This window comes from Winogradskyella sp. KYW1333 (assembly GCF_003335675.1).
GTDB lineage: Bacteria > Bacteroidota > Bacteroidia > Flavobacteriales > Flavobacteriaceae > Winogradskyella.
In genome coordinates this window covers 381,311-404,419 of the sequence record NZ_QPHL01000016.1, presented here as the reverse complement: position 1 = coordinate 404,419, position 23,109 = coordinate 381,311, and the positions used below count along the sequence as shown (strand labels likewise).

The 23,109-nt window shown below is 32.5% G+C and carries 19 protein-coding genes and 1 other RNA gene; 5 read left to right on the top strand and 15 right to left on the bottom strand.

Translation table 11 applies throughout. From position 1 onward, the window contains the following. Window positions 1-94 precede the first annotated feature (94 nt). From DUZ96_RS09435 to clpB, 9 genes are all read right to left on the bottom strand, one after another. Window positions 95-1,381, bottom strand: a complete 1,287-nt coding sequence (locus DUZ96_RS09435) for an acetyl-CoA carboxylase biotin carboxylase subunit family protein (protein ID WP_114301684.1) — start codon at window positions 1,379-1,381, stop codon at window positions 95-97. 12 nt (window positions 1,382-1,393) lie between these two features. Further along, window positions 1,394-2,641 carry a glycosyltransferase family 2 protein gene (locus tag DUZ96_RS09430; protein WP_114301683.1) on the bottom strand — a complete coding sequence of 416 codons (1,248 nt, stop codon included), beginning with the start codon at window positions 2,639-2,641 and terminating at the stop codon, window positions 1,394-1,396. After that, a complete protein-coding gene (locus tag DUZ96_RS09425; protein WP_258774360.1) occupies window positions 2,638-3,477 on the bottom strand; it encodes an SMP-30/gluconolactonase/LRE family protein in 840 nt (279 codons plus the stop codon). The genes DUZ96_RS09430 and DUZ96_RS09425 overlap by 4 nt, the downstream gene beginning before the upstream one ends. A gap of 1 nt (window position 3,478) precedes the next feature. Continuing rightward, window positions 3,479-4,225, bottom strand: a complete 747-nt coding sequence (locus tag DUZ96_RS09420) for an SDR family NAD(P)-dependent oxidoreductase (protein WP_114301682.1) — start codon at window positions 4,223-4,225, stop codon at window positions 3,479-3,481. 154 nt (window positions 4,226-4,379) lie between these two features. Continuing rightward, the gene (locus DUZ96_RS09415) at window positions 4,380-5,264 is read right to left on the bottom strand and encodes a histidine phosphatase family protein (RefSeq protein ID WP_114301681.1); all 885 of its coding nucleotides are present in this window, start codon (window positions 5,262-5,264) and stop codon (window positions 4,380-4,382) included. A gap of 77 nt (window positions 5,265-5,341) precedes the next feature. Beyond that, the gene (gene deoD / locus DUZ96_RS09410) at window positions 5,342-6,040 is read right to left on the bottom strand and encodes a purine-nucleoside phosphorylase (protein ID WP_114301680.1); all 699 of its coding nucleotides are present in this window, start codon (window positions 6,038-6,040) and stop codon (window positions 5,342-5,344) included. Window positions 6,041-6,069: 29 nt separating this feature from the next. Beyond that, window positions 6,070-6,732, bottom strand: coding sequence for a deoxyribose-phosphate aldolase (gene deoC / locus DUZ96_RS09405; protein ID WP_114301679.1), 663 nt, complete (start codon window positions 6,730-6,732; stop codon window positions 6,070-6,072). 293 nt (window positions 6,733-7,025) lie between these two features. After that, window positions 7,026-7,898: a TraB/GumN family protein gene (locus tag DUZ96_RS09400; protein ID WP_114301678.1), complete on the bottom strand. Its 873-nt coding sequence runs from the start codon at window positions 7,896-7,898 to the stop codon at window positions 7,026-7,028. A 162-nt stretch (window positions 7,899-8,060) separates the two neighbouring features. After that, window positions 8,061-10,667, bottom strand: coding sequence for an ATP-dependent chaperone ClpB (clpB, locus tag DUZ96_RS09395; protein ID WP_114301677.1), 2,607 nt, complete (start codon window positions 10,665-10,667; stop codon window positions 8,061-8,063). 177 nt (window positions 10,668-10,844) lie between these two features. Here clpB and ytxJ point away from each other — a divergent pair, with 177 nt between their 5' ends. Continuing rightward, window positions 10,845-11,222, top strand: a complete 378-nt coding sequence (gene ytxJ / locus DUZ96_RS09390; RefSeq protein ID WP_114301676.1) for a bacillithiol system redox-active protein YtxJ — start codon at window positions 10,845-10,847, stop codon at window positions 11,220-11,222. A 1,400-nt stretch (window positions 11,223-12,622) separates the two neighbouring features. On the opposite strand, the gene DUZ96_RS09380 is transcribed toward ytxJ, so the two are convergent. Then, complete coding sequence (locus DUZ96_RS09380; protein WP_258774359.1) at window positions 12,623-13,804, bottom strand: hypothetical protein; 1,182 nt, start codon at window positions 13,802-13,804, stop codon at window positions 12,623-12,625. A gap of 103 nt (window positions 13,805-13,907) precedes the next feature. Between DUZ96_RS09380 and DUZ96_RS09375 the strand changes: the two genes are divergently transcribed. Continuing rightward, window positions 13,908-15,593: an RluA family pseudouridine synthase gene (locus DUZ96_RS09375; RefSeq protein WP_114301674.1), complete on the top strand. Its 1,686-nt coding sequence runs from the start codon at window positions 13,908-13,910 to the stop codon at window positions 15,591-15,593. Window positions 15,594-15,616: 23 nt separating this feature from the next. Here DUZ96_RS09375 and fahA read toward each other — a convergent pair whose 3' ends face one another. After that, window positions 15,617-16,897 (bottom strand): fumarylacetoacetase, encoded by a 1,281-nt coding sequence (fahA, locus tag DUZ96_RS09370; protein ID WP_114301673.1) that lies wholly within the window; start codon window positions 16,895-16,897, stop codon window positions 15,617-15,619. Between the two features lie 111 nt (window positions 16,898-17,008). Between fahA and glyA the strand changes: the two genes are divergently transcribed. Beyond that, window positions 17,009-18,283, top strand: coding sequence for a serine hydroxymethyltransferase (glyA, locus tag DUZ96_RS09365; protein WP_114301672.1), 1,275 nt, complete (start codon window positions 17,009-17,011; stop codon window positions 18,281-18,283). A gap of 70 nt (window positions 18,284-18,353) precedes the next feature. Here glyA and DUZ96_RS09360 read toward each other — a convergent pair whose 3' ends face one another. The 4 genes from DUZ96_RS09360 to DUZ96_RS09345 all read right to left on the bottom strand — a co-directional run bounded on the left by DUZ96_RS09360 (window position 18,354) and on the right by DUZ96_RS09345 (window position 22,058). Continuing rightward, window positions 18,354-19,928, bottom strand: a complete 1,575-nt coding sequence (locus tag DUZ96_RS09360) for a hypothetical protein (protein WP_114301671.1) — start codon at window positions 19,926-19,928, stop codon at window positions 18,354-18,356. A gap of 85 nt (window positions 19,929-20,013) precedes the next feature. Then, window positions 20,014-20,370, bottom strand: a complete 357-nt coding sequence (locus DUZ96_RS09355) for a hypothetical protein (RefSeq protein ID WP_114301670.1) — start codon at window positions 20,368-20,370, stop codon at window positions 20,014-20,016. A 265-nt stretch (window positions 20,371-20,635) separates the two neighbouring features. Beyond that, a complete protein-coding gene (locus DUZ96_RS09350) occupies window positions 20,636-21,025 on the bottom strand; it encodes a thioesterase family protein (RefSeq protein ID WP_114301669.1) in 390 nt (129 codons plus the stop codon). Between the two features lie 4 nt (window positions 21,026-21,029). Next, window positions 21,030-22,058 carry a glutaminyl-peptide cyclotransferase gene (locus DUZ96_RS09345; RefSeq protein ID WP_114301668.1) on the bottom strand — a complete coding sequence of 343 codons (1,029 nt, stop codon included), beginning with the start codon at window positions 22,056-22,058 and terminating at the stop codon, window positions 21,030-21,032. Window positions 22,059-22,147: 89 nt separating this feature from the next. Here DUZ96_RS09345 and ffs point away from each other — a divergent pair. Together ffs and DUZ96_RS09335 are read left to right on the top strand one after the other, a co-directional pair. Then, an RNA gene (gene ffs / locus DUZ96_RS09340) (signal recognition particle sRNA small type) lies at window positions 22,148-22,246 on the top strand. A 59-nt stretch (window positions 22,247-22,305) separates the two neighbouring features. After that, the gene (locus tag DUZ96_RS09335) at window positions 22,306-23,109 is read left to right on the top strand and encodes an SDR family oxidoreductase (RefSeq protein ID WP_114301667.1); all 804 of its coding nucleotides are present in this window, start codon (window positions 22,306-22,308) and stop codon (window positions 23,107-23,109) included.

Sequence of the window (23,109 nt, the reverse complement as noted above, 5' to 3'; positions counted from 1 at the left end):
TAAAAGAATCTAATCATTTACATACCTATCATTGATGGTATTTGTAAAAATTATTTTTTTGATTGGTTATTATTTATGAGTTTCCTTTAGTTTTTTAGTTGTGATAATCTTCTGGATTCCATAATGGAGTCCATTCTATTATCATATCTTCTCCCTCTTCGCCCTTAACATCTAAAATTTCTTTTATGTCAAGAATGGTTTGATTAGTCTCTTCTATGGAATCACTAGCTGTATAAATTCTGTACAATATCTGTCTCTCTGTACCAACCCATTCAGGCATTACGGTATCACCTTGCTTAAAACGCTCTACGACAAAATTGACGTTTTTATGATTCTTAATTTCATCTAATCCTTTAATTGAATTGATTTTGCCATCTTTTAATAATATCCAAATAGAACATGCACTTTTACCACGGAACATATAATCATTTTGTTCAGCAAAATTGTCTTTGCCAAATTTTCCGGTTAATGCAAAATTCAACAACATTTTTCTATGGTCAAATCCATTGATATGGGCTAAATGTATGTGAGGTGCCTCACCCTGCAAACGGAACCCAGGATCATAGCTATAGAATACTCCATCCTCTACAAAAAACTGAACATTTAATACTCCGTTTTGAACTTCTGTAGCTTTAAATAATTCACTTATTTTTGGATGAACTTCTTCTACAAAAGATTTGGTGTATTTCGAAGGGTAAACTGTTGATAATGCAATTGGGCTAGAATCTCCTTGAATTCTTGTTAAAATTCTGTCGTAGGTAGCTGACAAATATGGTACTCCGTCTTTAAACGTATAATATACGGCCATATCATCACAATTGGAATCCATGTATTTTTCTACCATGACAATTCCTTTTTTGGAGAACTTTAAAGCATTTGTTACAGTTTCTCTATAATCTTCTTCGTTTCTACATATTTTCATGCCTACACCACCGCCGCTGTCTACAGGTTTTACCATTAGAGGTAAATCTACGTTAGTTGGTTTTCTTATTTCCTCATCTTTATGAAGGTAAATACCAGGTATGTCTTGTACTCCATGTTCAGCACAATATCTTTTATATCCACTTTTACTGCAAAATGCCTCAATAGTGCCATCTGTTGCATAACAAGGTAAATTTAGTTTTTCGCAAATTTCTTTATACGGTTTCACTAAAATATCTGCCACACCAACAAGTACTCCATCAACCTCATTATCTTTTGCTACTTTCACTATTCCGTCAATATCAAACCCATCAATATCATAGGTTTCTTTAGCAAATTTCTTGGCTGGTGCATTTGGGTTGGGATCAATTATAATTGTATGTAACCCCATGTTATTTGCTACCTCAACAAGGACACCTGTTTCCGGATTTCCGCCAAGGATTATTATTTTTTTAGACATATCATTTAGTTGTTATTTTAATTGTTTAGTTTTTTGTTGAAACAGAAAATTTTTATCAAATCCGATATTATTAATAAGTTGGCTTATTATTTTTTCTTCAGTTTTAAAATGTGCTATATGATCATCATGAATTCCCATAAGCAATAATTCGCTTTTAATTAATCGATGGGTAGAAGGATTAATTGTGGCAATAATTAAGTAGTCAAAATCATCCTCATTCACTGAGCTAATAGGTTGTACAGAGGCATTTCCAATTTTTAGATCATGAAAATCCACATCAACCCATTTTATAATTTCAAAATAGTTGGTTTTGAGATTAGTTGATAATATGTGTTGTCCAAATGAACCTGAACTGTAAACAACAATCTTGGAGTCTATAGAAACATCAGTAAATGGGTTGAAATATTCTGGCGTATCATTTATTTGAATCAATCCCCCAGATCTCACCAACATTTGAGAATAGAGATAATAATTTAATTGAGTATTCAATAATTTTTCATCCAGAACATCTGACAATTTAACTTTTAAATGATTCATTAATAATCCTAATCTATAATATTCCATATTTGGATCTTCAATAGACTTAACAATAGAATCATGCCTTTGTCGATAGTAATAGAGCGGAATTTTACTAATTACAAGACTTTTAGATAAAGCCAAATACGAATAAGTAATTGCGGCATCTTCACCCATTAAAATATCATTATGTACATCGAAAAGAACCTCTTTAAGTAATTCTTTTTTAAATAATTTATTCCAAACATATGTGGTCATACCGTGCTCACAAAACTCACCATTAAAAATTGCTTTAGGAATAATTGAAGACTTTATTTGATTTTCATCATAAACACCAGGATTTGATGGTTTAATGGTTTCAATTTTTCCATTAAATTCTCTAAAATGACCAGTAACAGTTAAATCTGCATTATTTGTGATAGCAAGTCTATATAAAGTGTCTAAGTAATATTTATCCACCCAATCATCACCATCAACATTTGCGATATACGCTCCCTTAGCTACTTCAAGACCCGCTTTACGTGCGGATAGAAGACCGCCATTTTTTTTATGTACAACAACTATTCTTGAATCTAACTTGGCATATTGGTCACAAATAATCGGGCATTTATCAGGACTACCGTCATCTACTAATATTAGTTCGAAATCTTTGAAAGATTGATCGAGAATACTTTCAATACATTTGGGTAAATACTTTTCTATTCCGTAAACAGGAACTATTACACTTATTTTAGTAGGTTTCATTGGTTAGATTTGTTTAGATTAATGTAATATAAGGCACTTCCTCTTAATTCATTGTCAGTAGGGTCATTTGCAGCCGTAATAAACAGATTTTCATTTTCATCAAAACAGCAAGATGTCACATTAGAGTGTGGTAGTTTTATTTTGTTAATTTTTTTACCGGTATTTGGGTTCCATTGTGACACACAAGATCCTCCCCATTCAGCAACCCACAGCATTCCATTCTTATCAATAGCCATGCCGTCTGGGCTTCCTTTTTCTGTAAACTCAACTACATTTGAGACAAAGTTAACACTGCCAGTTTCTATATCATATTTATATTTTGCGATTTGCTTGGTAGGGGTATCAATAAAATACATGAATCTATTATCATGAGAAAATGACAAACCATTTGAAATGGTTGTATTATCAATAATTACTTTACAATTCCCTTCATTGCATGAGTAAACCTTTCCAACGCCTTCTTCGACATCGGGATATCCCATCGTTCCTATAATTAATCTTCCTATTGGATCTTGAATGCCATCGTTGTATCTTACATTGTCTGCTATATCAATTTGAAATTTAAAGGATGTTTCAAGGCCATTAAAGTTTACTTCAAAAAAACCATTTTTTGAGGCAACTATTACAACTTTTTTCGACTCAGTGAGATATACATTGCTGGTTGGTGAATCTAATTTTATACTCAAAATTTCATTTGAAATAGGAGAGTAGCAAAATACTAATCCATCTAAAATTGAAACAAAATATAATAGTTTGTTTGTAGGATCGAATATTGGTCCTTCAAATAATTCCGATTCTTTTGAGCTATATATTATAGTTGAAGTCAATGTTTCCATGCTATATATATTGTCCTCCTGTAACTCTCATTAAGGAACCGGTTGTCATTGCAGAATCATCAGATATAAAATGCATTACTGCCGGTACTGGGTCAAATGGACTTAACATTCTTCCCATAGGAATAATATCCTTTGCTTTGTTTTTAAGTTCGTTCTCACTAACACCTTCCTTTGCCCTTAATTGAATCTCTCCTTCTGTATTTGTCCATCCCATTACCAAATAATTAGATCTTACACCGTATTTAGCATAATGATGCGCTATGTGATTTGAAAGCGTATATAAGGTACTCTTGGTTAGGGCATAAGGAGCTCTATCTTCTTGGCCATAATCCATGTGCGCAGATCCAAAAAATACAATGGAGCCAGATTTATTGGCCATCATAGATTTTAGGACATTCTTAAGTAAAAAATATGGTGCTTTTAGATTCACATTAAAAATCTTATCGTAAACCTCCTCTTCAGTGTCAATTATGGAAGCAACAGGAGTAATACCCGCATATATAATCAATGCATCAATTCTCTTAAATCTTTCGATTGTTTGATTGTAATAATCTTCAATGCCATTAATTGAGTTAAGATCTATTTTATGGAAGTATAAATTGTCTTTAAATTCCGAGGATTCAATAATTTGATTGCCCAAATTTTCATCTCTACCGCAAAACGCAACATTATAACCTTTGTTCAAGCAAGATTTCAGAATTTCATTTCCGACACCCTTGGTGCCACCCAATAACATAACAGTCTTCATAAATGTATAAGCTAGTCTCAGTAAATTTAGAAATCAAATCTAGGTATTTAAATTGAAAAATTTACTTTTTTTCCATAGAAGTACTCGATATTCGATTAAACTATTTTAAAGGACTAAAATTATGATAATTAGGTAGTTTCATCGGGTTTATTTACTAATCAACCTTCAATAGCATTGAGGTTTTAGAGTCTTTTGAAATAGTTACAATGTAAAGATTGGCATTATTACTCTCATCTATCATTTTATACTTCTTTTCACCGATAAGGCCATTTGTAAAGATAGGTGTTGTGTTACTATGTCCAACAATTAGCACTGTTTTACCGTTTGTATCTTTCTTAAAGTTTTCAATATTCATATTCCGAGGATCGTAAAATTTTAGCTCTAAATTATTAGCGCTAGCAGTTGGCGTGGCGGTTTCTTTTGTTCTATGGTAATCTGTAGAATAAACTGCGTTAAATTTTACATCCTTTAAAATGTTTGACCAATTTTTAGCACGTTCTATTCCTTTTTCTGTAAGATGTGGATTTCTATTTGATTTATCAGATTGATCTTTTTCTGCATGACGAATTAGGTAGTAAGTTGATGTTTTTTGTGTTACTGCTTTTTCATATGGACCCTCCCATATTACCTGTTCAATCATCCATTGACCATTATCCTTGGATAACTGGACATAATCAATTCCCCAAGCAGCAGTAACTTTTGCAGATGCAACATGGTTACCAATGTCTAAAACCTCTACATTTCTTATTTTATTTTCATCTCTAGTTTTTCCTTCATCTTTCATTTTCTGCACAAACTCCATTGCTTTTTCATAGCTCATATGAGCATAATATTCATAATTACCAGACTCCTTATTTTTCCAATATCCAAACTTGTTTAAACGAGGTTTAATTGCAAGTTTTAGTTTGGTAGTATCACCTTTATAAAATGCATCAATGTAGTTATTTAGTGTAGTTTCAATCTGCGTTTTATCAGAGGTGTTTTGAGCATAAATTGAAATGGATAACATTAATAATAACGCAGTAAGAAAGGATTTCATATGTTCATTGATTTAGTTGTTTTACCCAAATATAAATCAGAAGAGAAATGATTATTGAAAAAGTATGTTAAATAATTCTAAGCCAACTCTAAAGCAATTTCAATCATACTTTTAAAAGTGGTTTCCCGTTCATTGCTTGTTGTACGCTCACCAGTAACTAAAGAATCTGAAATCGTTAAGATTGCCAATGCGTTTACATTATGTTTTGCAGCTACGGTATATAAACCTGCAGCTTCCATTTCAACACACAATACACCAAACTTAGACCACTTTTTATAAGACTCAATATCATCTTCATAGAATTCATCAGAAGATAAAACATTACCTGCTTTAATTGGAATATCTTTTGATCTAGCTGCTTCTACAGCTTTGATAAATAATCCGAAGTCTGCAGTAGGTGCATAATCTGCTCCACCAAACCGTAATTCATTAACTCCAGAAGTGGAGGACGCTGCCATAGCCAACACAACATCATAAATTTTCACATCCTTTTGATATGAACCGGCACTGCCTACACGTATCAAGTTTTTTACTCCAAATTCAGTAATTAATTCGTTTGTATAAATTGAAATACTTGGAACTCCCATTCCTGTGCCCATTGCAGATACTTTTTTGCCTTTATATGTGCCTGTAAAGCCCAGCATGCCTCGAACTTCATTAAAGCAAACAGGATTTTCAAAAAATTTCTCTGCTATCCATTTAGCTCGTAATGGATCTCCAGGTAATAAAATAGTTTCTGCGATATCGCCCTTTTTGGCGCCAATATGAACACTCATATTGTAAAGGTAATCAAAGTACGTATAAATTAATACTCTAAAACTGAAGTTTGATTTGTCATCATTGCTACACCAGATGATGCACCGATCCTATCTACACCAACCTCAATATATTTTAAAGCAGTTTCAACATCTCTTATACCTCCTGAAGCTTTAATTTTACATTGATCTTTTACAGTCTTTCTCATAATTTTCACAGCAGTGAGTGTTGCACCACTTGAAGAAAAACCTGTGGATGTTTTTACAAAATCAGCCTTGGCATCGACACATATTTCACATGCTTTGACTATTTCATTCTTCGAAAGCTCACTAATCTCCAATATTACCTTTAATGGAATATGGCCAATAGCTCGTTTAACAGCAACAATATCTTTAAGAACTTCAAGGTAGTTTTTACTTTTCAAACGACCTATATTAATAACCATATCAATTTCTGAAGCACCATGTTCAATAGCATTTTTGGCTTCAAAAACTTTGGTATCTGTGGACATTGCACCTAAGGGAAATCCGACAACTGTACATACTTTAACATCAGAACTTCCTAATGCCTGTCTGGCAAAGTTTACATAATTACCATTTACACAAACAGAATAAAACTGATATTTAAGTGCTTCTTCACATAGATTTAAAATTTCAGCTTCAGTAGCAGATGCACTCAATAGGGTGTGGTCTATAAATTTGTTTAATTCCATTTAATTTGTTTGTAGGGGTTTCATAAAAAATGTTATAGTAATTCTCTCTGAGGCTAGAGGGATTTACCAAACTTAATAAAGGGATTCTTAAGTACTGCGGAATTAAATAACTCGATAAAAGTAGTAATTTATCCGTTAAAACGACTGTTAAATCTTAAAAAAATTTGTGTATTTCATCGAAAACATGAAATATTTATAAATAAAGCATTGAAAAACAGATAGTTGTGATTTACGTGTAATTTAGAAAAAGATAGAGTCTAAAAATAGACTCTCAGCAATAGAGTTTTTAAATTTTACTCCGAATCTCTGACTGCTGTAACTGTATAGCCAGCTTGTCTTAGAAGATTTATTACACCATTTTCTCCTGCTAAATGACCAGCACCTACTCCAAAAAATGTTGCCTGCTTTTCAGCATACTCCTTAATTTTTGGAATCCAGTTAATGTTACGGTTATCTAATAATTCATCCTGATATTCTGCCACACTAGAATAGTTGTCATCATTCATAATATTTAGCATGTCAGTTATGTTTTCATCTTTATAGATTGAAAGTAGTTTAGCAAAATTTGCCTTGTCATAAGCCATATTGTCTTTTGCTGTTCTTACCAAATCTTTTACTTGGTTTTCATATGGTATGACTTCAAACACATTAATTTGATCGTCAATAGTTTCCAATCCAAAAATTTCCTCATTTTGTTCTTTAGCGACCTTCATCAATTCGGCCTCGAAAGATTCCATTGGACAATCTATAAACTTCGGATAGAGCATAGAGGTTAAGAAAAAAGGTTTTACATTCTCTATCATTTTTACAGATATTCCCATTTTACTAATAAACAGGGAATCAATCGCTTGATAATCCTCATCATTCACTATACTCTTCAGAGTTTTTCCATCTTTCATATACATACCCTTCATCATTTTGTCTTGCATATCTGGATCGTCCATATCAATTTCTAAGACTATTTGTTTTGTTTCATCCAGAGCTTTTATAACATCATTTTCTAATGTTGCATCACATGTAATGTGAATTGTTCCAAAGAGGTATGAAGCTTTATTTAATCCACTTCCCTCGATCTTCCAGAGCGTAGAATTCTCTAATTTTTGAGCCAATAATGATGTTGTTGTTGTAGTAATTGCTATGACTAAGATCGATAATAAATATTTCATAGGATTTTTTAGTTTGATGTATAAGTAGCAAATATCGAAAGAAAGTTACAAAAAGGAAAGCAACACCTTTTCTGTCGATAGCGAATCGACTTGAATTAGGTGTTGCTTTAACCAACCAATCAATATAAAGACTGTTTTAATCCTTTATTGTTACAGGCATTGTTATAATTCTTCAATAACTAAATCACCTTGATTTCTGAATACTAACTTATCATCAAAAGCATCAAGTAGAATAATACTCTCTGTAGTTACTTTTCCCGATAGAATTTCTTTACTGAGTTGATTTAAGACTTCTTTTTGAATAACTCGTTTTACAGGTCTTGCACCATATTCTGGGTTGTATCCTTTTTCTGCTAGATATGCTTTTGCCTCTGGAGTTGCGTCAAAGGTTATCCCTTTTTCAGCAATCATTTTCGTTACACTTTTAAGTTGAAGTCCAACAATGTCTAGTATATTCTCCTTTGATAATGGTGTAAACATTATGGTATCATCGATTCTATTAATAAACTCAGGTCTCACAGATTGCTTTAAAAGACCTAGAACATCAACTTTGGCACTTTCAATTGCACTTTGAATATCTTTTGTTGCATCAAAACGTTCTTGAATAATAAGGCTTCCCATATTTGAGGTCATTATAATAATGGTGTTTTTAAAATCTGCAACTCGCCCCTTATTATCTGTTAACCTTCCTTCATCTAATACCTGTAAGAGAATATTAAAGGTATCTGGATGTGCTTTTTCAATCTCATCCAGCAAAACTACAGAATATGGCTTGCGTCTAACAGCTTCCGTTAATTGACCGCCTTCATCATAACCAACATATCCAGGAGGTGCTCCTACAAGTCTACTCACAGCATGACGCTCTTGGTATTCGCTCATGTCAATCCGTGTCATTGCATTTTCGTCGTCAAAAAGATATTCAGCTAAAGCTTTTGCCAATTCTGTTTTACCTACACCAGTTGTTCCCAAAAACAAGAATGTACCAATTGGTTTTTGCGGATTTTGTAATCCTGCTCTAGATCGTCTTACAGCATCACTTATGGCTTCAATTGCTTCCTCTTGACCAACTACGCGCTTATGTAACTCATCTTCAAGCTTAAGAAGTTTTTCGCGCTCACTCTGTATCATTTTTGTAACTGGAATTCCTGTCCACTTAGCAACAACATCAGCAATATCCTCATAGGTTACCTCTTCTTTAATCAAAGCAGTTTCTTGTTGTTCAGCCAATTGCTTTTGGAATGATTCTAATTTTTCAGTCACTTCTTTAATTTTACCATAACGGATTTCGGCCACTTTTCCGTAATTACCCTCTCGTTCAGCTCGTTCAGCTTCTAGCTTATAGTTTTCTATTTCTAATTTTATATTCTGAACGTTCTCTACAGTTTCCTTTTCACTTTTCCATTTTGCATTGAGTTCGTTCCGTTCATCTTTAAGGTTTGCTAATTCTGATTTTAAAGATTTTAGTTTAATCTCATCTTTTTCGCGTTTTATGGCTTCATGCTCGATTTCTAATTGCATTATTTTACGGTCGAGAACATCTAGCTCTTCAGGCTTCGAATTGATTTCCATTCTAAGTTTTGAAGCTGCTTCGTCCATTAAGTCAATGGCTTTGTCTGGTAAGAATCGATTGGTAATGTATCTATTTGATAATTCCACAGCACCAATAATTGCTTCGTCCTTAATTCTAACCTTGTGATGTGTTTCGTATTTCTCTTTTATGCCTCGAAGAATTGAAATAGCACTTTCCGTATCTGGTTCGTCAACATTAACCTTCTGGAAACGACGTTCTAAGGCCTTGTCTTGCTCAAAATACTTTTGGTATTCATCTAAGGTAGTTGCACCAATAGCCCGTAATTCACCACGTGCTAATGCTGGTTTTAAGATGTTTGCAGCATCCATTGCACCCTGTCCGCCACCTGCACCAACTAAAGTGTGAATTTCGTCAATAAAAAGAACGATATCACCATCACTTGTGGTTACTTCTTTAATGACTGCTTTAAGACGTTCTTCAAACTCACCTTTAAACTTAGCACCAGCAATTAAGGCACCCATATCTAATGCGAAGATTTGTTTGTCTTTTAAGTTTTCAGGTATATCGCCATCAATTATACGATGTGCAAGACCTTCAGCAATTGCTGTTTTACCAGTACCTGGTTCACCTACTAATATTGGATTGTTTTTGGTTCTTCGTGATAGGATTTGTAAAATCCTTCTTATCTCTTCGTCTCTACCAATTACTGGGTCTAATTTACCATCTCTTGCGAGTTGATTTAAGTTTTTTGCGTATTTGCTAAGAGAATTATAGGTTTCTTCTTGACTTTGGGATGTTACTCTTTCGCCTTTTCTTAATTCATTAATAGCAGATTGAAGACTTTTTTCGGTAACACCCTGATCTTTTAGTATCTGTGATATCTTACTTTTTGACTTAAAAATAGCCAAAACTAAATGCTCAATAGAGACAAAATCATCCTTCATTTTCTTAGCTATGATTGAAGCCTCATTTAAGGCTTTACCAGCATCTCTAGATAGCATAATATCTCCACCTGAGACTTTTGAAAAGCTTTGTAATTCTTTATCTAATACCTGTTGCAATAAACTAACGTTGATGTTAAGTTTTTTTAAAATAAATGGTAAAACGTTTTCATCAACATTAAATAGAGCTTTGAAAATATGCGCGTTTTCTATTTGTTGATGACCAAAGCCTTGTGCAAGTTGTTCGGCTTGCTGTATAGCTTCTTGCGATTTAATTGTATAGTTGTTAAAATTCATCTTTATAAATATTAATCAATTTTTTATGTTGTGTTTGTCTATCTTTATTCAAAAATCTTACCAACCCAATTTGGTAGGAATAAAACGACAAAATGACTGATTTTGTGGGATATATAATGACGTTTTGTCAAACATTTTAAATGATTTTAGATTGGGACTACACTTTGAATTTTAGTTATGTTTAAAAAGCTATTTGGTTCTTCAGAGCCTCGAGAAGAAAAAGTATTACCATGGATACTCTTGACAAGCTTGGATCAATTGCAAGAGATATCTGAGAAGTCTAAGGGGAAAACACAATTAATTTTTAAGCACTCTACTCGTTGTGGTATTAGTAGAATGGTTATAAACCAATTCATCGAAAATTATAATTTAGAAACAAATGCAGATTTATATTATTTAGACCTATTGAGTTACAGAGATGTTTCAAATGAGGTTGGCTATAAGTTTAATGTAATCCATCAATCACCGCAACTTCTAATTATAAAAAATGATATTGTAGCAAAACATGCCTCTCACGGCGCTATTAATAATTTAAACTATGCAAATTATGTTTAAATGTGAAATTGTAATTTGTAAATTAATTCAACTTTAAATTAATTTTAATGTCACAAATAATCATTTCGCTTAGTGATGCTAATTTAACGTAGCAGAAAACAACAAGTTTCATAATCACATTATAATTACAGGTTTAACGTAAAATTCAAAAGTCTTTTAAAAATGAATTTTAATATTTTGGTATTGAACATTTCATCGGTTTTTTTTTCAATTAAATTTCCTTAATCGATTAATTAATTGATTTGAGGATTTAATTGATAGGATTAAGACATTAAAGTTAGTTTAGTCGTTATTGATCACTCAATTTATATCATAAAAAAATGGGTAGTAAACGACTAAATAGTTTTGATTTCATATCTGGTGTGGCGATACTTATCGTTATTTTATATCATGCGGCACAATGGTCTAAATTAATTGATACCGAAGTTGCTTCTATACTTATAAAATCTCTCTACTTCATTATTCCCTGGTTCTTTTTTAAAATGGGATATTTTCATAATACTTTTTATTCATTTAATTATATGATTAAAAAAACCCTAGTTAATTATTTTATTTTTTACCTATACGGAATTTTGCTTGGGCTGATTGTATTTATTGCAAAAGTTATTTACTACGATTATTCAATAATTGACGAATTTTATAAAATAATATATAAAATTTTCAGATATGGTGATTTTGTATATAACATACCCTTATGGTTTTTGTTTTCATTCATATTTGTAAAAATTATGTTGTTCTTCATATCTAGAAAACATTATCTCATTATTATATGTTCTTTTTTGACCATTACTCTTAGCGGTTTTCAATATTATTACTTGCCTAACCTTGATATAGGTTCATATAGCTCCATAATGCCAGGATTATCATTTGCGCTTGTTGGTGCATTGACACGTAAATATGATATTTTAAACCATTTGGCGAAATTTAAATATCCATTGATTTTAACCTATATAATAGCTTCTTTTTTGTGCCCCAGTTTTATCCGATTCCATTATAATGATTTAATATTTGGAAATTACTGGTTCTATTTCATAAATTCAATTTTGGCGATATATTCTCTTTTATTAATTTTTAAGGGCGTTAAATCAAGCTCTGTGCAATGGTTAGGTCAAAATTCAATTTTATTTTTTATTTACCACTGGCCATTATTTTTTGTTATTCAGTTTTTAATTAGAGCTTTTAACATAACTTCTATTAATTATATACATTTAATTCTATACTTTCTATTATCCGTAACTTTTATGAGCATCGCTGCATTTTTCTTTAAATTGTATGATATAAGTAAAGTTAGATGGGTTATGCGACAACTTTATATTGCCTTTAAAAAGTACAATAAACGAATTGAAAAATCTAAGGTCCTAGAATAAGAACAAACCTCCTAATTTTAGGAGGTTTTAAATTTAACTTTCAATTCTATAGGAGTTTATGACTTGCTTTAGTTTCTGTTTTAAATCTTCACCAGAATCATAAACCATTTGTTCATCTGTTGGGAATCTGACTTGTCTTTGTCTTAGTAAGTTTTTGTCATTTCTATTAAGAGCTCTCCTGTCGCCTCTGTATCTTCCAAATACATTTTCAAAAACAAAACCACTATTTAGAGTAAATGAATCAACAATTTGATTTTGCCTTAAATCTGTATAGACAACATCTGCAATAACTTGAGCGGACTTGGTTTGCAATACTTCAAAAAATCTCGCTTGAGCAGTTATTATTCTATCAACTTTAATATCATTACCCAAACTATCCTTAGCAACATTACCGTTTTCATCTAAAAGATATTCCCATCCATCTACAACAGCTCTTTTTCTTAGTAGTTGTCTCTCGTTAATTCTTTCTGGTGATACATTTATTCTCTTTAGTTTTAATTGCATCGCATAATCATATTCTAAAGAATCATCTTTAATAGCATGATACGTAGTCCAAAATTGATTTATACCATAGGTGTTAAAGTCCAATAGTTCAGCTTCTAATCTTTGTGGAATCATTTGACATGTTTCATTTCCAATAGAAACATGTACGTAATTTATTCCCGTTTGATGAGCTTCGTCCATAAGTGATATAACATTCTCAAAATTTGGATTGATATCATTAACATACTCAAATAACCGATAAGCCTCTCTAGCATTTCGTTTTACTCCTGTATCTAGAAGATCTAAACCTTTGTCCATTAAATGATCAGAAGTTTTATATCTATATTCAACCAAAGCATCACTATAATCATTAAATTCAAAAGTGATCATTTTACCATGAATACTAAGTGGCATAATTCGTTTTATTGCATTTTGTCTATTTTCTAAATCAACATATGCTTCATAAATTGATTTATATAACTCAGGGTTATCATCTTTCTTTAAGTGAGAAATATGTAACAAATCTTCTTCGAGCACTTTATTATAGGCATCTTTTAACATCGTAACATAAGCTTGTTTACGTTTTTTATCTTTGTTATTTTTCAGTTTTCTTAAAGCTTCAGAAATTGCATGGTCATAATTACCATGGCTTATCGCTTCTTCAATTTGTTTTTTGGCACTACAAGACACGAGTACCGAAACAAGGACTGTACATAGTAATAATCGTTTCATAATCTTGAATTTTAAAGGTTATATGAGTAAAAATTCAATCATCATGCCAAACTTTAAAGTAGATTTATGTTTTCGATATATGGCAATCCTTTAAATTTGCAAAATGTTTAAAACAGATGGCTCTAATATTCATAATTTAGAAAAGGTTTCCCTACAGGATTTACCTGAAGAATTCACCTATCCATTTTATTACGAGCCACATCCATTGTGTATTGAAGCTTCTGAAGAAATACAAGAATATCTTATTACCCAATCTGATTTTGAACATAACTTTGGACTGGACAATTCTAAAGCTGGATTGCAGATTGGTAAAATGTTTGGTGTTATGATAGTTGAAGATTCTAAACGTGACATTGGATATCTAGCTGGTTTCTCAGGGAAATTGGCCGAACAAAACTTTATCAAAGGATTTGTACCACCAATCTATGATACTTTAGATAAAACAGGGTTTTATAAGAAAGGTGAGACCGAGCTTAATGAAATAAACAGAAAAATTGATTCATTAGAATCGACTTCAGTATATCTGAATGCTAAAAAGTGCCTAGATCAACTTAAGTCACAATATGAAGCTAAATTAAAGGAGTTTAAAACCCTTCAGAAAAATGAAAAAAAGAAACGCGATATTCAAAGGGTAGAGGGCAAGGTTCAACTGAAAGATAGCGATTTTAATTATCTATTAGAAGACCTGAAAAAACAGAGTATATATTATCACTTTAGACTTAGAGACTTAAAATCTGAATGGCAACAAAAGATATATGAACAAACCAAAGTTGTCAATTATCTCGAGGAAGAAATTAAAATCCTGAAAAAATTGCGTAAAGCAAAGTCTGCAGCATTACAAAAAGAGATTCATCAACAATATCAGTTTTTAAATTATACCGGTGAGTCAGAAGGCTTAATTTCAATATTCAATTCAACCCAATTGGACCAACCACCTGCAGGTACTGGTGAATGTGTTGCGCCAAAGTTATTTCAATTTGCATATGAAAATAACTTGAAGCCTATCGCTATGGCCGAGTTTTGGTGGGGAGCTTCACCGAAGTCAGAGGTAAGACGGCATAAACAATTTTATCCATCATGTCGTGGAAAGTGCGAACCCATTTTGGGACATATGATGAAAGGTCTCAAGGTGGCACCAAATCCAATGGAGCAACCATCCAATACAGGTACTCAATTGAAAATAGTTTATGAAGATGACTATTTATTATTGGTAGATAAACCTCATGAGTTTTTATCTGTTCCAGGAAAATTAATTAAAGACTCCGTACTTACTAGAATTCAAGAATATATACCTGATGCCAAAGGTCCATTACTTGTGCATAGACTTGATATGTCAACCTCTGGGTTATTACTTGTTGCTAAAAATGAAAAAACACATAAAAACCTTCAAAAACAATTTATAGATCGTACAATTAAGAAACGTTATGTTGCCTTGCTTAATGGTAAACTAAAGAAAGATAAAGGCATAATAGAATTACCGTTACGTGTAGATCTTAATAACAGACCAAGACAGCTTGTTTGTGAAACTCATGGTAAACCAGCAAAAACAAAATATGAAGTTTTAAGTGTCGAGGAGGATAAAACAAGAATATATTTTTACCCTATTACTGGAAGAACACATCAATTAAGAGTACATGCTGCTCACCACAATGGTTTAAATATGCCAATAATAGGTGATGACTTATATGGCAACAAATCTGATAGGTTGAAATTGCATGCAGAACAGTTGAGTTTTGAGCATCCAGTAACAAAAAAACGACTCACATTTAATAGTGAGCCTTCTTTTTGACAAGATTTTATCTATAGTGATTCTTATTTCTTAAAAATAGGTAATAGTTGTGTTTTTAATTGCCCAAATCCAATACGTATGTCATCATTTTCACAGTGTCCTCTCATAACTACTGTATCGTAATCGTTAATAAACTTACGCTCACTACCATCTTTCATTTTTACCGGTTTTGTACCTTTCCAAGTTATTTCTAACATAGATCCATAAGAGTCTTCTGTTGGACCAGAAATAGTACCACTACCCATTAAATCTCCTGCATTAACTGGACAGCCATTAATAGTGTGATGTGCTAATTGCTGCGCCATATTCCAATACATATGCTTAAAGTTTGTTTTACAAACCGTAGTTTCTTTTCCTCCTTTTGGTACAATACCAGCCTCTAAATGTATATCAAAGCTTTGCTTTCCTTTGGTTTGAAGATATGGTAATGGTTTTGGATCTTGTTTTGGGCTTTCAACTCTAAATGGTTCTAAGGCATCAAGAGTTACAATCCATGGAGACATTGAGGACGCAAAATTCTTACCCAGAAATGGACCTAATGGAACATATTCCCATTTCTGTATATCTCTAGCAGACCAATCATTTAAAAGGACTAATCCAAAAATGTATTCTTCGGCTTCTTCAACAGGAATTGATTCGCCTAAATCATTGGCGTCAGTAGTTATAAATGCCATTTCAACTTCAAAATCTACCAACTTACTTGGACCAAATACAGGTTTATCAGCACCTTCGGGTAGAGTCTGCCCTTGAGGTCTATTAATAGGAATATGAGTAGAAATAATTGAAGAACTTCTGCCATGGTATCCCACAGGCATGTGCACCCAATTAGGTAATAATGCATTTTCTGGGTCCCTAAACATTGATCCTACATTTGTAGCATGTTCTTTACTGGCATAAAAATCTGTATAGTCACCAACATGAATTGGTAGCTGCATCTCAATTTCATCCAATCTAAAACATATGATTTCTTTATGCTTAGTATTGTTTTTTAACCTTTCATTATCTGCATCAAATACTTCAGCAACTCTATTTCTAACAGCTCGCCATGTCTTTCTACCATCTGCTATAAAATCATTTAACGAGTCTTGTAGAAAGATATCATCAGTTAATGGAATACCATCAAAATAGCCCAATTGGTGCATAGCACCAAGGTCTATGGCTGTATCTCCAATCCGTGTTCCAATTGTAATAATATCTTCCCTTGTAAGGAAAACACCAAAAGGAATGTTCTGAATTGGAAAATCAGAATATTTATTGACGTACAACCAAGATTTTCTATTTGGGTTATTAGCTGATAATGGCATAATACATTTGTTGATTAAATGTTCATTAATTTCTATTCAAACCTACATAATTTTTAATATTAAAACTAATGTTTTACTATTTTTGATATTCATTTAAATATATACAAATTTATGCAACGCGACGAACAAATTTTTGAACTTATACAGGCAGAAAGAGAACGCCAAACTGATGGTATAGAGCTTATAGCCTCTGAGAATTTTGTTAGCGATCAAGTCATGGAAGCGACGGGTTCAGTTTTAACCAATAAATATGCTGAAGGATATCCTGGTAAACGTTATTATGGTGGTTGTGAGATAGTTGATGAGGTTGAGCAAATCGCCATTGAAAGAGCAAAGACTTTATTTGGCGCGGCTTATGCAAACGTACAACCACATTCAGGAAGTCAGGCAAACACAGCAGTGTTTCATGCATGTATTAAACCAGGAGATACAATTTTAGGGTTTGATTTGTCCCATGGAGGTCATTTAACACATGGTTCACCAGTTAATTTTTCAGGGAGATTGTATAGACCAACTTTTTATGGTGTAAATAAAGATACAGGTTATATAGATTATGATATGCTGTCTGATATTGCTGAAAAGGAGCAACCAAAATTAATTATTGCAGGTGCTTCTGCTTATTCTAGAGATATTGATTTTGAAAAATTTAGAGAGGTTGCGGATAATGTAGGTGCTGTTTTATTGGCCGATATATCGCATCCTTCAGGTCTTATAGCAAAAGGTATCTTAAATGATCCAATGCCACATTGCCATGTAGTTACAACAACCACTCATAAGACTTTACGTGGTCCACGTGGTGGAATGATAATGATGGGTGAAAATATTGATAATCCATTTGGAATTACCTTAAAAAGTGGGAAACTACGTAAAATGTCGGGCTTATTAGATTCTGGAGTCTTCCCAGGAAATCAAGGAGGTCCTTTAGAGCATGTTATTGCAGCAAAAGCAATTGCATTCGGTGAGGCGTTAAGTGATGATTTTTTACATTACATGTTACAGGTAAAGAAAAATGCTGATGCAATGGCTCGTGCATTTGTAGCTAAAGATTATAATCTTATTTCTGGTGGAACTGATAATCATATGATGTTGATTGACTTAAGAAATAAAAATATTACTGGAAAGGATGCTGAGAATGCCTTGGTAAAAGCAGATATTACTGTTAATAAGAATATGGTGCCGTTTGATACAGAATCACCTTTTGTAACTTCAGGTATTAGAGTGGGTACTCCAGCTATTACGACTAGAGGATTAAAAGAAAATGATATGGCATATGTTGTGGATCTTATAGATGAGGTAATTACCAATTATGAAAATGAGACAGTATTGGGAGATGTTGCAGTAAAAGTAAATGAGCTTATGAGTGGAAGACCACTTTTTAATTCGTAAAAACTATATTGATCAAGAAAAAGCCTTTCAATTAATTGAAAGGCTTTTTTTATTGAGATATAATTATTTTTTAATCTTCAAAAGGAATGCTTTCAAATGCTCCTGCATCTGGTGAGGCACCTCTTACAATACCAAGAATATCATTAGGGACTTGAGAAGAAAATAGTGTAGAGCCAATACCGTTTGCTCCAGAATCTTCACCAATTTGCATTAAATTTTCAAATCCATTTTTAAAATCTGGATCAATATTAAAGAAGTTACCCTCGTAAAAGTTTGCATCTCCGAACATATAGTTACCTGTATTAGCTAGATTATCGTTGTCAAATCTCAATAAACAATTTGTAAATTTAAAGTTAAAAACACTCCCGCGTCTATCCAAGAAAAATTCAGGGTTGTCATTACCGTAAACTATGCAATTATTAAAATTTGCCTCAGTTAGGTCATTGGTAATAGTTGCACCATTTTCATCTTCTACATAATCATTTAAGAGTAGTGCTGGGAACTGTCTAAAACTACTGTTCCAATAGTTAGCAATAGTGCAATGCGTGAAATTATATTTCCCACCTAAACTCCCAGCTAATGAAGACTGACCTGAATTGTTAATAATTACGTTTTCTCCTGTAATAGATGTTGCCCTGCCTAATATCCCAAAGGCACTAGAATTGTATATCTGTGAGTTTGTAATTGCCACTTTATCTTCTATATCATCTTGATTGCCTTCAGATAATAGTCCAATCGTGGCGTTCTTTATGGTTGCATAACGTATAGTATTATTTACACTACCATTAAATAACCAAATTGTTCCCCATTGACCAGGAACATCTTCAAAAATAGGTTCTAATCGGTCACCTTCTAGTATTACTTCATTTTCAGGATTTTCATGATCATTACTTATTGATCCATTTATGTTTAGTGAGGCGCCATTAGTCACTATTATACCTGATTCTGCATGAAAATGAACTCTTGCACCAGCTTCAATTGTTAACGTCTCACCCTCATCTACGCCAGCATATCCATATATAACATAAGGTTTTTCATTAGTGAAAGTAAGTTCGTCATCATCTAAAAACCTACCTTGTAAAGTTGTTTCATCAGGATTTCCATCACCATCTACATCAAAGGTGAGTGTTTCAATTATACCAGAAGTTTCATTTCTATTAGGGTAAATAAAGACAGCATCTTTTACAAGTGTTACTAAATCAACATCTTGTTGGTTATTTCCTGAATCAAATAAAATCCTGTCTGTATATAAAAACTGGATATCTGAGGCGGTAAGTATTTCGATATCTATTGTAGTTTCGATGAAAATGAAGAGGCTGTCATTAGCTAAAAGTTCTATATCTTCAAAGAACTTACCTTCTTGTTGCCCCTCCAATCCTGTAGAGCCATCTATATTCATTCTATAAAAGGAATTAATACCGTTTTCTAATTGAATTGTTGGTATTAAAATGTCTTCATCACTACGATTATAGACCTTTAAATTGTAAGTACTTGAACCGATATTAGTAAATACGGTATCTAGATAAACCGTATCTTTTGCAAACCCAAGATTTCCTGTACTTGGGGAAAATTCAAAATCGTTTCTACAGGAACTCCAAAATACTATAATGCTAAAAAATAGAAAAAATGAAAGCAAACGCTTCATAAATGAAAATTGATAAAGTTTGGTTAAAAATATAACATTTGAAGTTATGATTTATTATGAATTTAAAAGAAATCGACACTTGTTATCAGTCTTTCTTAAATTTCTTTTTTTCAAACTCTTCTAAGATTTTTAAAAAGGTCTTACTGTTGGCGATTAATAATTCTAATAATTCCATTTGTTTGTTTTCTATTAACCGTTCAGAACTAATATCTGTTACTCTACAGAAATGAAAGAAAAGTTTTGTTTTACCTAGTGGAATTTTCATCTCATTTTTTAGAAGTCTGTAATTAAAAATTGTACTATTATTAAAAAGCGAATCCATTTGACGGTAGGTTATTGGTTGATATATAGGGGCTTTGTATCTATTTTTCCTATTAAATAATTTGGCTACTAGATTTAATACACCAAGAATATTGGCACCGTAGTAGGCTTCTTCTGGCACGTATAAATGAGGATTACGCTTTATATCTTCTTTAATTAAATCTTGTAATTCTATTTTGAGTTTTATTGTAGACCTTTATACCTTTTACAGTGCTTGTAGCATCGTATACTTTTACCTGAAGGGTTAGTGCAATTGAAGATTGACTGAATAAAAGCAAAAGAATAGTAAAAGGAATCCGTTGCATTGTAATTTGATTGATGAGTAAAGAAAAGTTTTTGACTCTAGATGCAATCGAATCTTAATGAAACTTTAACCTAAATAAATGTTAATCAAATAAATTGGCTACCTCGGCTAAAATCCTGGTTGGCCGATATGTCTTTTTATCCATAAAGCACCATTTTGTTTCAGATTTTACCAGAAGTTTATTTGTAGATGCATTAAAGATTTCTACCATTCTAACTGAAGTTACACCTTCAGAATTGAGTACATAAGTTTTCAGTTTTAGGATATCACCTAAAACAGCTTGATTTTTATAATCAATTGTATGCCTAACCAATACCCAAAAATAATCATCAAGTATTTGATTTGGAGCTCTTAGCATCCAATGGGCTTCAGCTATATCTTGAACCCATTGCACATAACGAACATTATTCACGTGATTTAGTTGATCTAAATCTTCTTGGGTGACAGTTATTATTTTTTCGAATGTTTGCAAGAGATTATTTTTTCTTAATTCTCACCTCAAAAAGTTTGTCCCAATTTTTACCTGTTACAAAAATTGTATTCCTCTCTGGGTTAAAAGCAATTCCATTTAACACATCTAGTTTAGCATGTTGGGTAACCATTTTCCGTAATGGTTTAAAATCAATTACTCCTTCTACGGCACCATTTTCAGGGTTAATAATAACTACACCGTTTCGCTGATAGATATTAGCGTAAATTTTTCCCTCAATCCACTCGAGTTCATTAAGGCTGGGAATTTTACCTTTTTCTGTATATACTTCAATATGGCCATTTTCTGTTAGATTATCTTTATTTAAAAACCATATCCTTTCTGTACCATCAGATTTATACAATTGAGTACCATCATTGCATAAGCCCCAACCTTCAGCACTTTGACCATAATTAAATGTTCCCAATCTTTTAAAAGAATTGACATCGTAAATAAAACCTCTTTTATTTTGCCATGTGAGTTGATATATGCTATCATTAAAAATGGTAAGTCCCTCACCAAAAAACGCATCAGCAAGATCTGTATTCATTAAAACCTCACCAGTTTCAAAGTTTAATTTTCTCAATTTAGACTCAGTTCTTTGGCCAGTACTTTCATAAAGCTCTCCTTTGTAAAATTCTAATCCTTGTGTGTAAGATGTAATGTCGTGAGGATAAGTGTTGACAATTTCATATGTATAGATATCAGGTCGTCTATTATTATTAACTTCTATTTGTTTGGTTAGAGTTTCAGAATTACCATCATAATTCACAATTGCTTCAATTGTGTTTTTTCCTAATGATATAGATTTTAGAGTATGGTTAGGTTTAATATCTATATCATTCAACTTATATGAAACCGACTCTATATTTTTCTTTTTAGGATTGCTTATTGTCAAATTCAATTGGTCACCTAAAGCAATAAATTTTGCATTTGTGTCTATGGAAAGTCCAGTTTGCTTTGACGTATTCGTTTCTCCGCAATTAACAAGTAATAGACCTAAACAAATGACTGTGATATAATTAAATAAACGCATTATTCTCTGTGATTTTTGGCCAAGTTATTAAATAAAAATTCAGTTTAAAAATCATTGCCAAAGTATTAAAAGGTTGTATCTTTGCCGCCGGGCAAGTCCTGCACAACCAGCTCCTGCTTAATCCTCCAGGGCGGGAACGCAGCAAAGGTACGCGGTCGTAGCGGTGTGATGTAGGTAGCTTGCCCTTTTTTTGTGCATTAAAGTCTCCTATAAATTTGTATTTTCGAAGCATTATTATTTAACTCATATGTCTAAAGTAGTATTGATAACTGGTGGGTCTTCTGGAATAGGAAAAGCAATTGGAGAATTTCTAATTAAAAAAGGATTTGATGTTTATGGCACAAGTAGAAATCCTTCAAGTTATAAAAAAAGTAAATTCCCGTTGGTAGCACTAGATGTTACCCAATCTCAATCAATCACTAATTGTATTGACGAAGTTTTATCGCGTACTTCAAAAATTGATGTTCTAATCAACAATGCTGGTGCAGGTATAACTGGTCCCATAGAAGAAATTCCGGAACATGAAATAAAGCGAAATTTTGAAACAAATCTTTTTGGGCCAATTAATGTTATAAAAGCTGTACTTCCGAGTATGCGCAAAAATAAATCAGGACTAATTATTAATATCACATCTATAGCAGGTTATATGGGTTTACCATATCGCGGTGTTTATAGCGCAAGTAAAGGTGCTCTAGAAATAATTACCGAGAGTTTTAGAATGGAGTTAAAGTCATTTAATATAGAAATGACAAATGTTGCTCCTGGAGATTTTGCTACGAATATTGCGGCAGGAAGATATCATGCTCCAGTAATTGATAATTCTCCTTATAAAGAACAGTATGAAGCGTCATTAAAAATGATGGATGAACATGTTGATGGAGGAAATGACCCAAATGAAATGGCTGAAGCGATTCTAAAAATAATTAATACACCAAAACCCAAGATTCATTATAAAGTTGGGGTTTTTATGCAAAAATTCTCAATTGTGTTGAAAAGAATTCTACCAGATAAGGTATATGAAAAGTTATTAATGAATCACTACAAGCTTTAG

Bases quoted from the DNA above. Each gene is read 5' to 3' on its own strand.
- DUZ96_RS09435 (WP_114301684.1), bottom strand. From the start codon at position 1,381: ATGTCTAAAAAAATAATAATCCTTGGCGGAAATCCGGAAACAGGTGTC.
- DUZ96_RS09430 (WP_114301683.1), bottom strand. From the start codon at position 2,641: ATGAAACCTACTAAAATAAGTGTAATAGTTCCTGTTTACGGAATAGAA.
- DUZ96_RS09425 (WP_258774360.1), bottom strand. From the start codon at position 3,477: ATGGAAACATTGACTTCAACTATAATATATAGCTCAAAAGAATCGGAA.
- DUZ96_RS09420 (WP_114301682.1), bottom strand. From the start codon at position 4,225: ATGAAGACTGTTATGTTATTGGGTGGCACCAAGGGTGTCGGAAATGAA.
- DUZ96_RS09415 (WP_114301681.1), bottom strand. From the start codon at position 5,264: ATGAAATCCTTTCTTACTGCGTTATTATTAATGTTATCCATTTCAATT.
- deoD (WP_114301680.1), bottom strand. From the start codon at position 6,040: ATGAGTGTTCATATTGGCGCCAAAAAGGGCGATATCGCAGAAACTATT.
- deoC (WP_114301679.1), bottom strand. From the start codon at position 6,732: ATGGAATTAAACAAATTTATAGACCACACCCTATTGAGTGCATCTGCT.
- DUZ96_RS09400 (WP_114301678.1), bottom strand. From the start codon at position 7,898: ATGAAATATTTATTATCGATCTTAGTCATAGCAATTACTACAACAACA.
- clpB (WP_114301677.1), bottom strand. From the start codon at position 10,667: ATGAATTTTAACAACTATACAATTAAATCGCAAGAAGCTATACAGCAA.
- ytxJ (WP_114301676.1), top strand. From the start codon at position 10,845: ATGTTTAAAAAGCTATTTGGTTCTTCAGAGCCTCGAGAAGAAAAAGTA.
- DUZ96_RS09380 (WP_258774359.1), bottom strand. From the start codon at position 13,804: ATGAAACGATTATTACTATGTACAGTCCTTGTTTCGGTACTCGTGTCT.
- DUZ96_RS09375 (WP_114301674.1), top strand. From the start codon at position 13,908: ATGTTTAAAACAGATGGCTCTAATATTCATAATTTAGAAAAGGTTTCC.
- fahA (WP_114301673.1), bottom strand. From the start codon at position 16,897: ATGCCATTATCAGCTAATAACCCAAATAGAAAATCTTGGTTGTACGTC.
- glyA (WP_114301672.1), top strand. From the start codon at position 17,009: ATGCAACGCGACGAACAAATTTTTGAACTTATACAGGCAGAAAGAGAA.
- DUZ96_RS09360 (WP_114301671.1), bottom strand. From the start codon at position 19,928: ATGAAGCGTTTGCTTTCATTTTTTCTATTTTTTAGCATTATAGTATTT.
- DUZ96_RS09345 (WP_114301668.1), bottom strand. From the start codon at position 22,058: ATGCGTTTATTTAATTATATCACAGTCATTTGTTTAGGTCTATTACTT.
- DUZ96_RS09335 (WP_114301667.1), top strand. From the start codon at position 22,306: ATGTCTAAAGTAGTATTGATAACTGGTGGGTCTTCTGGAATAGGAAAA.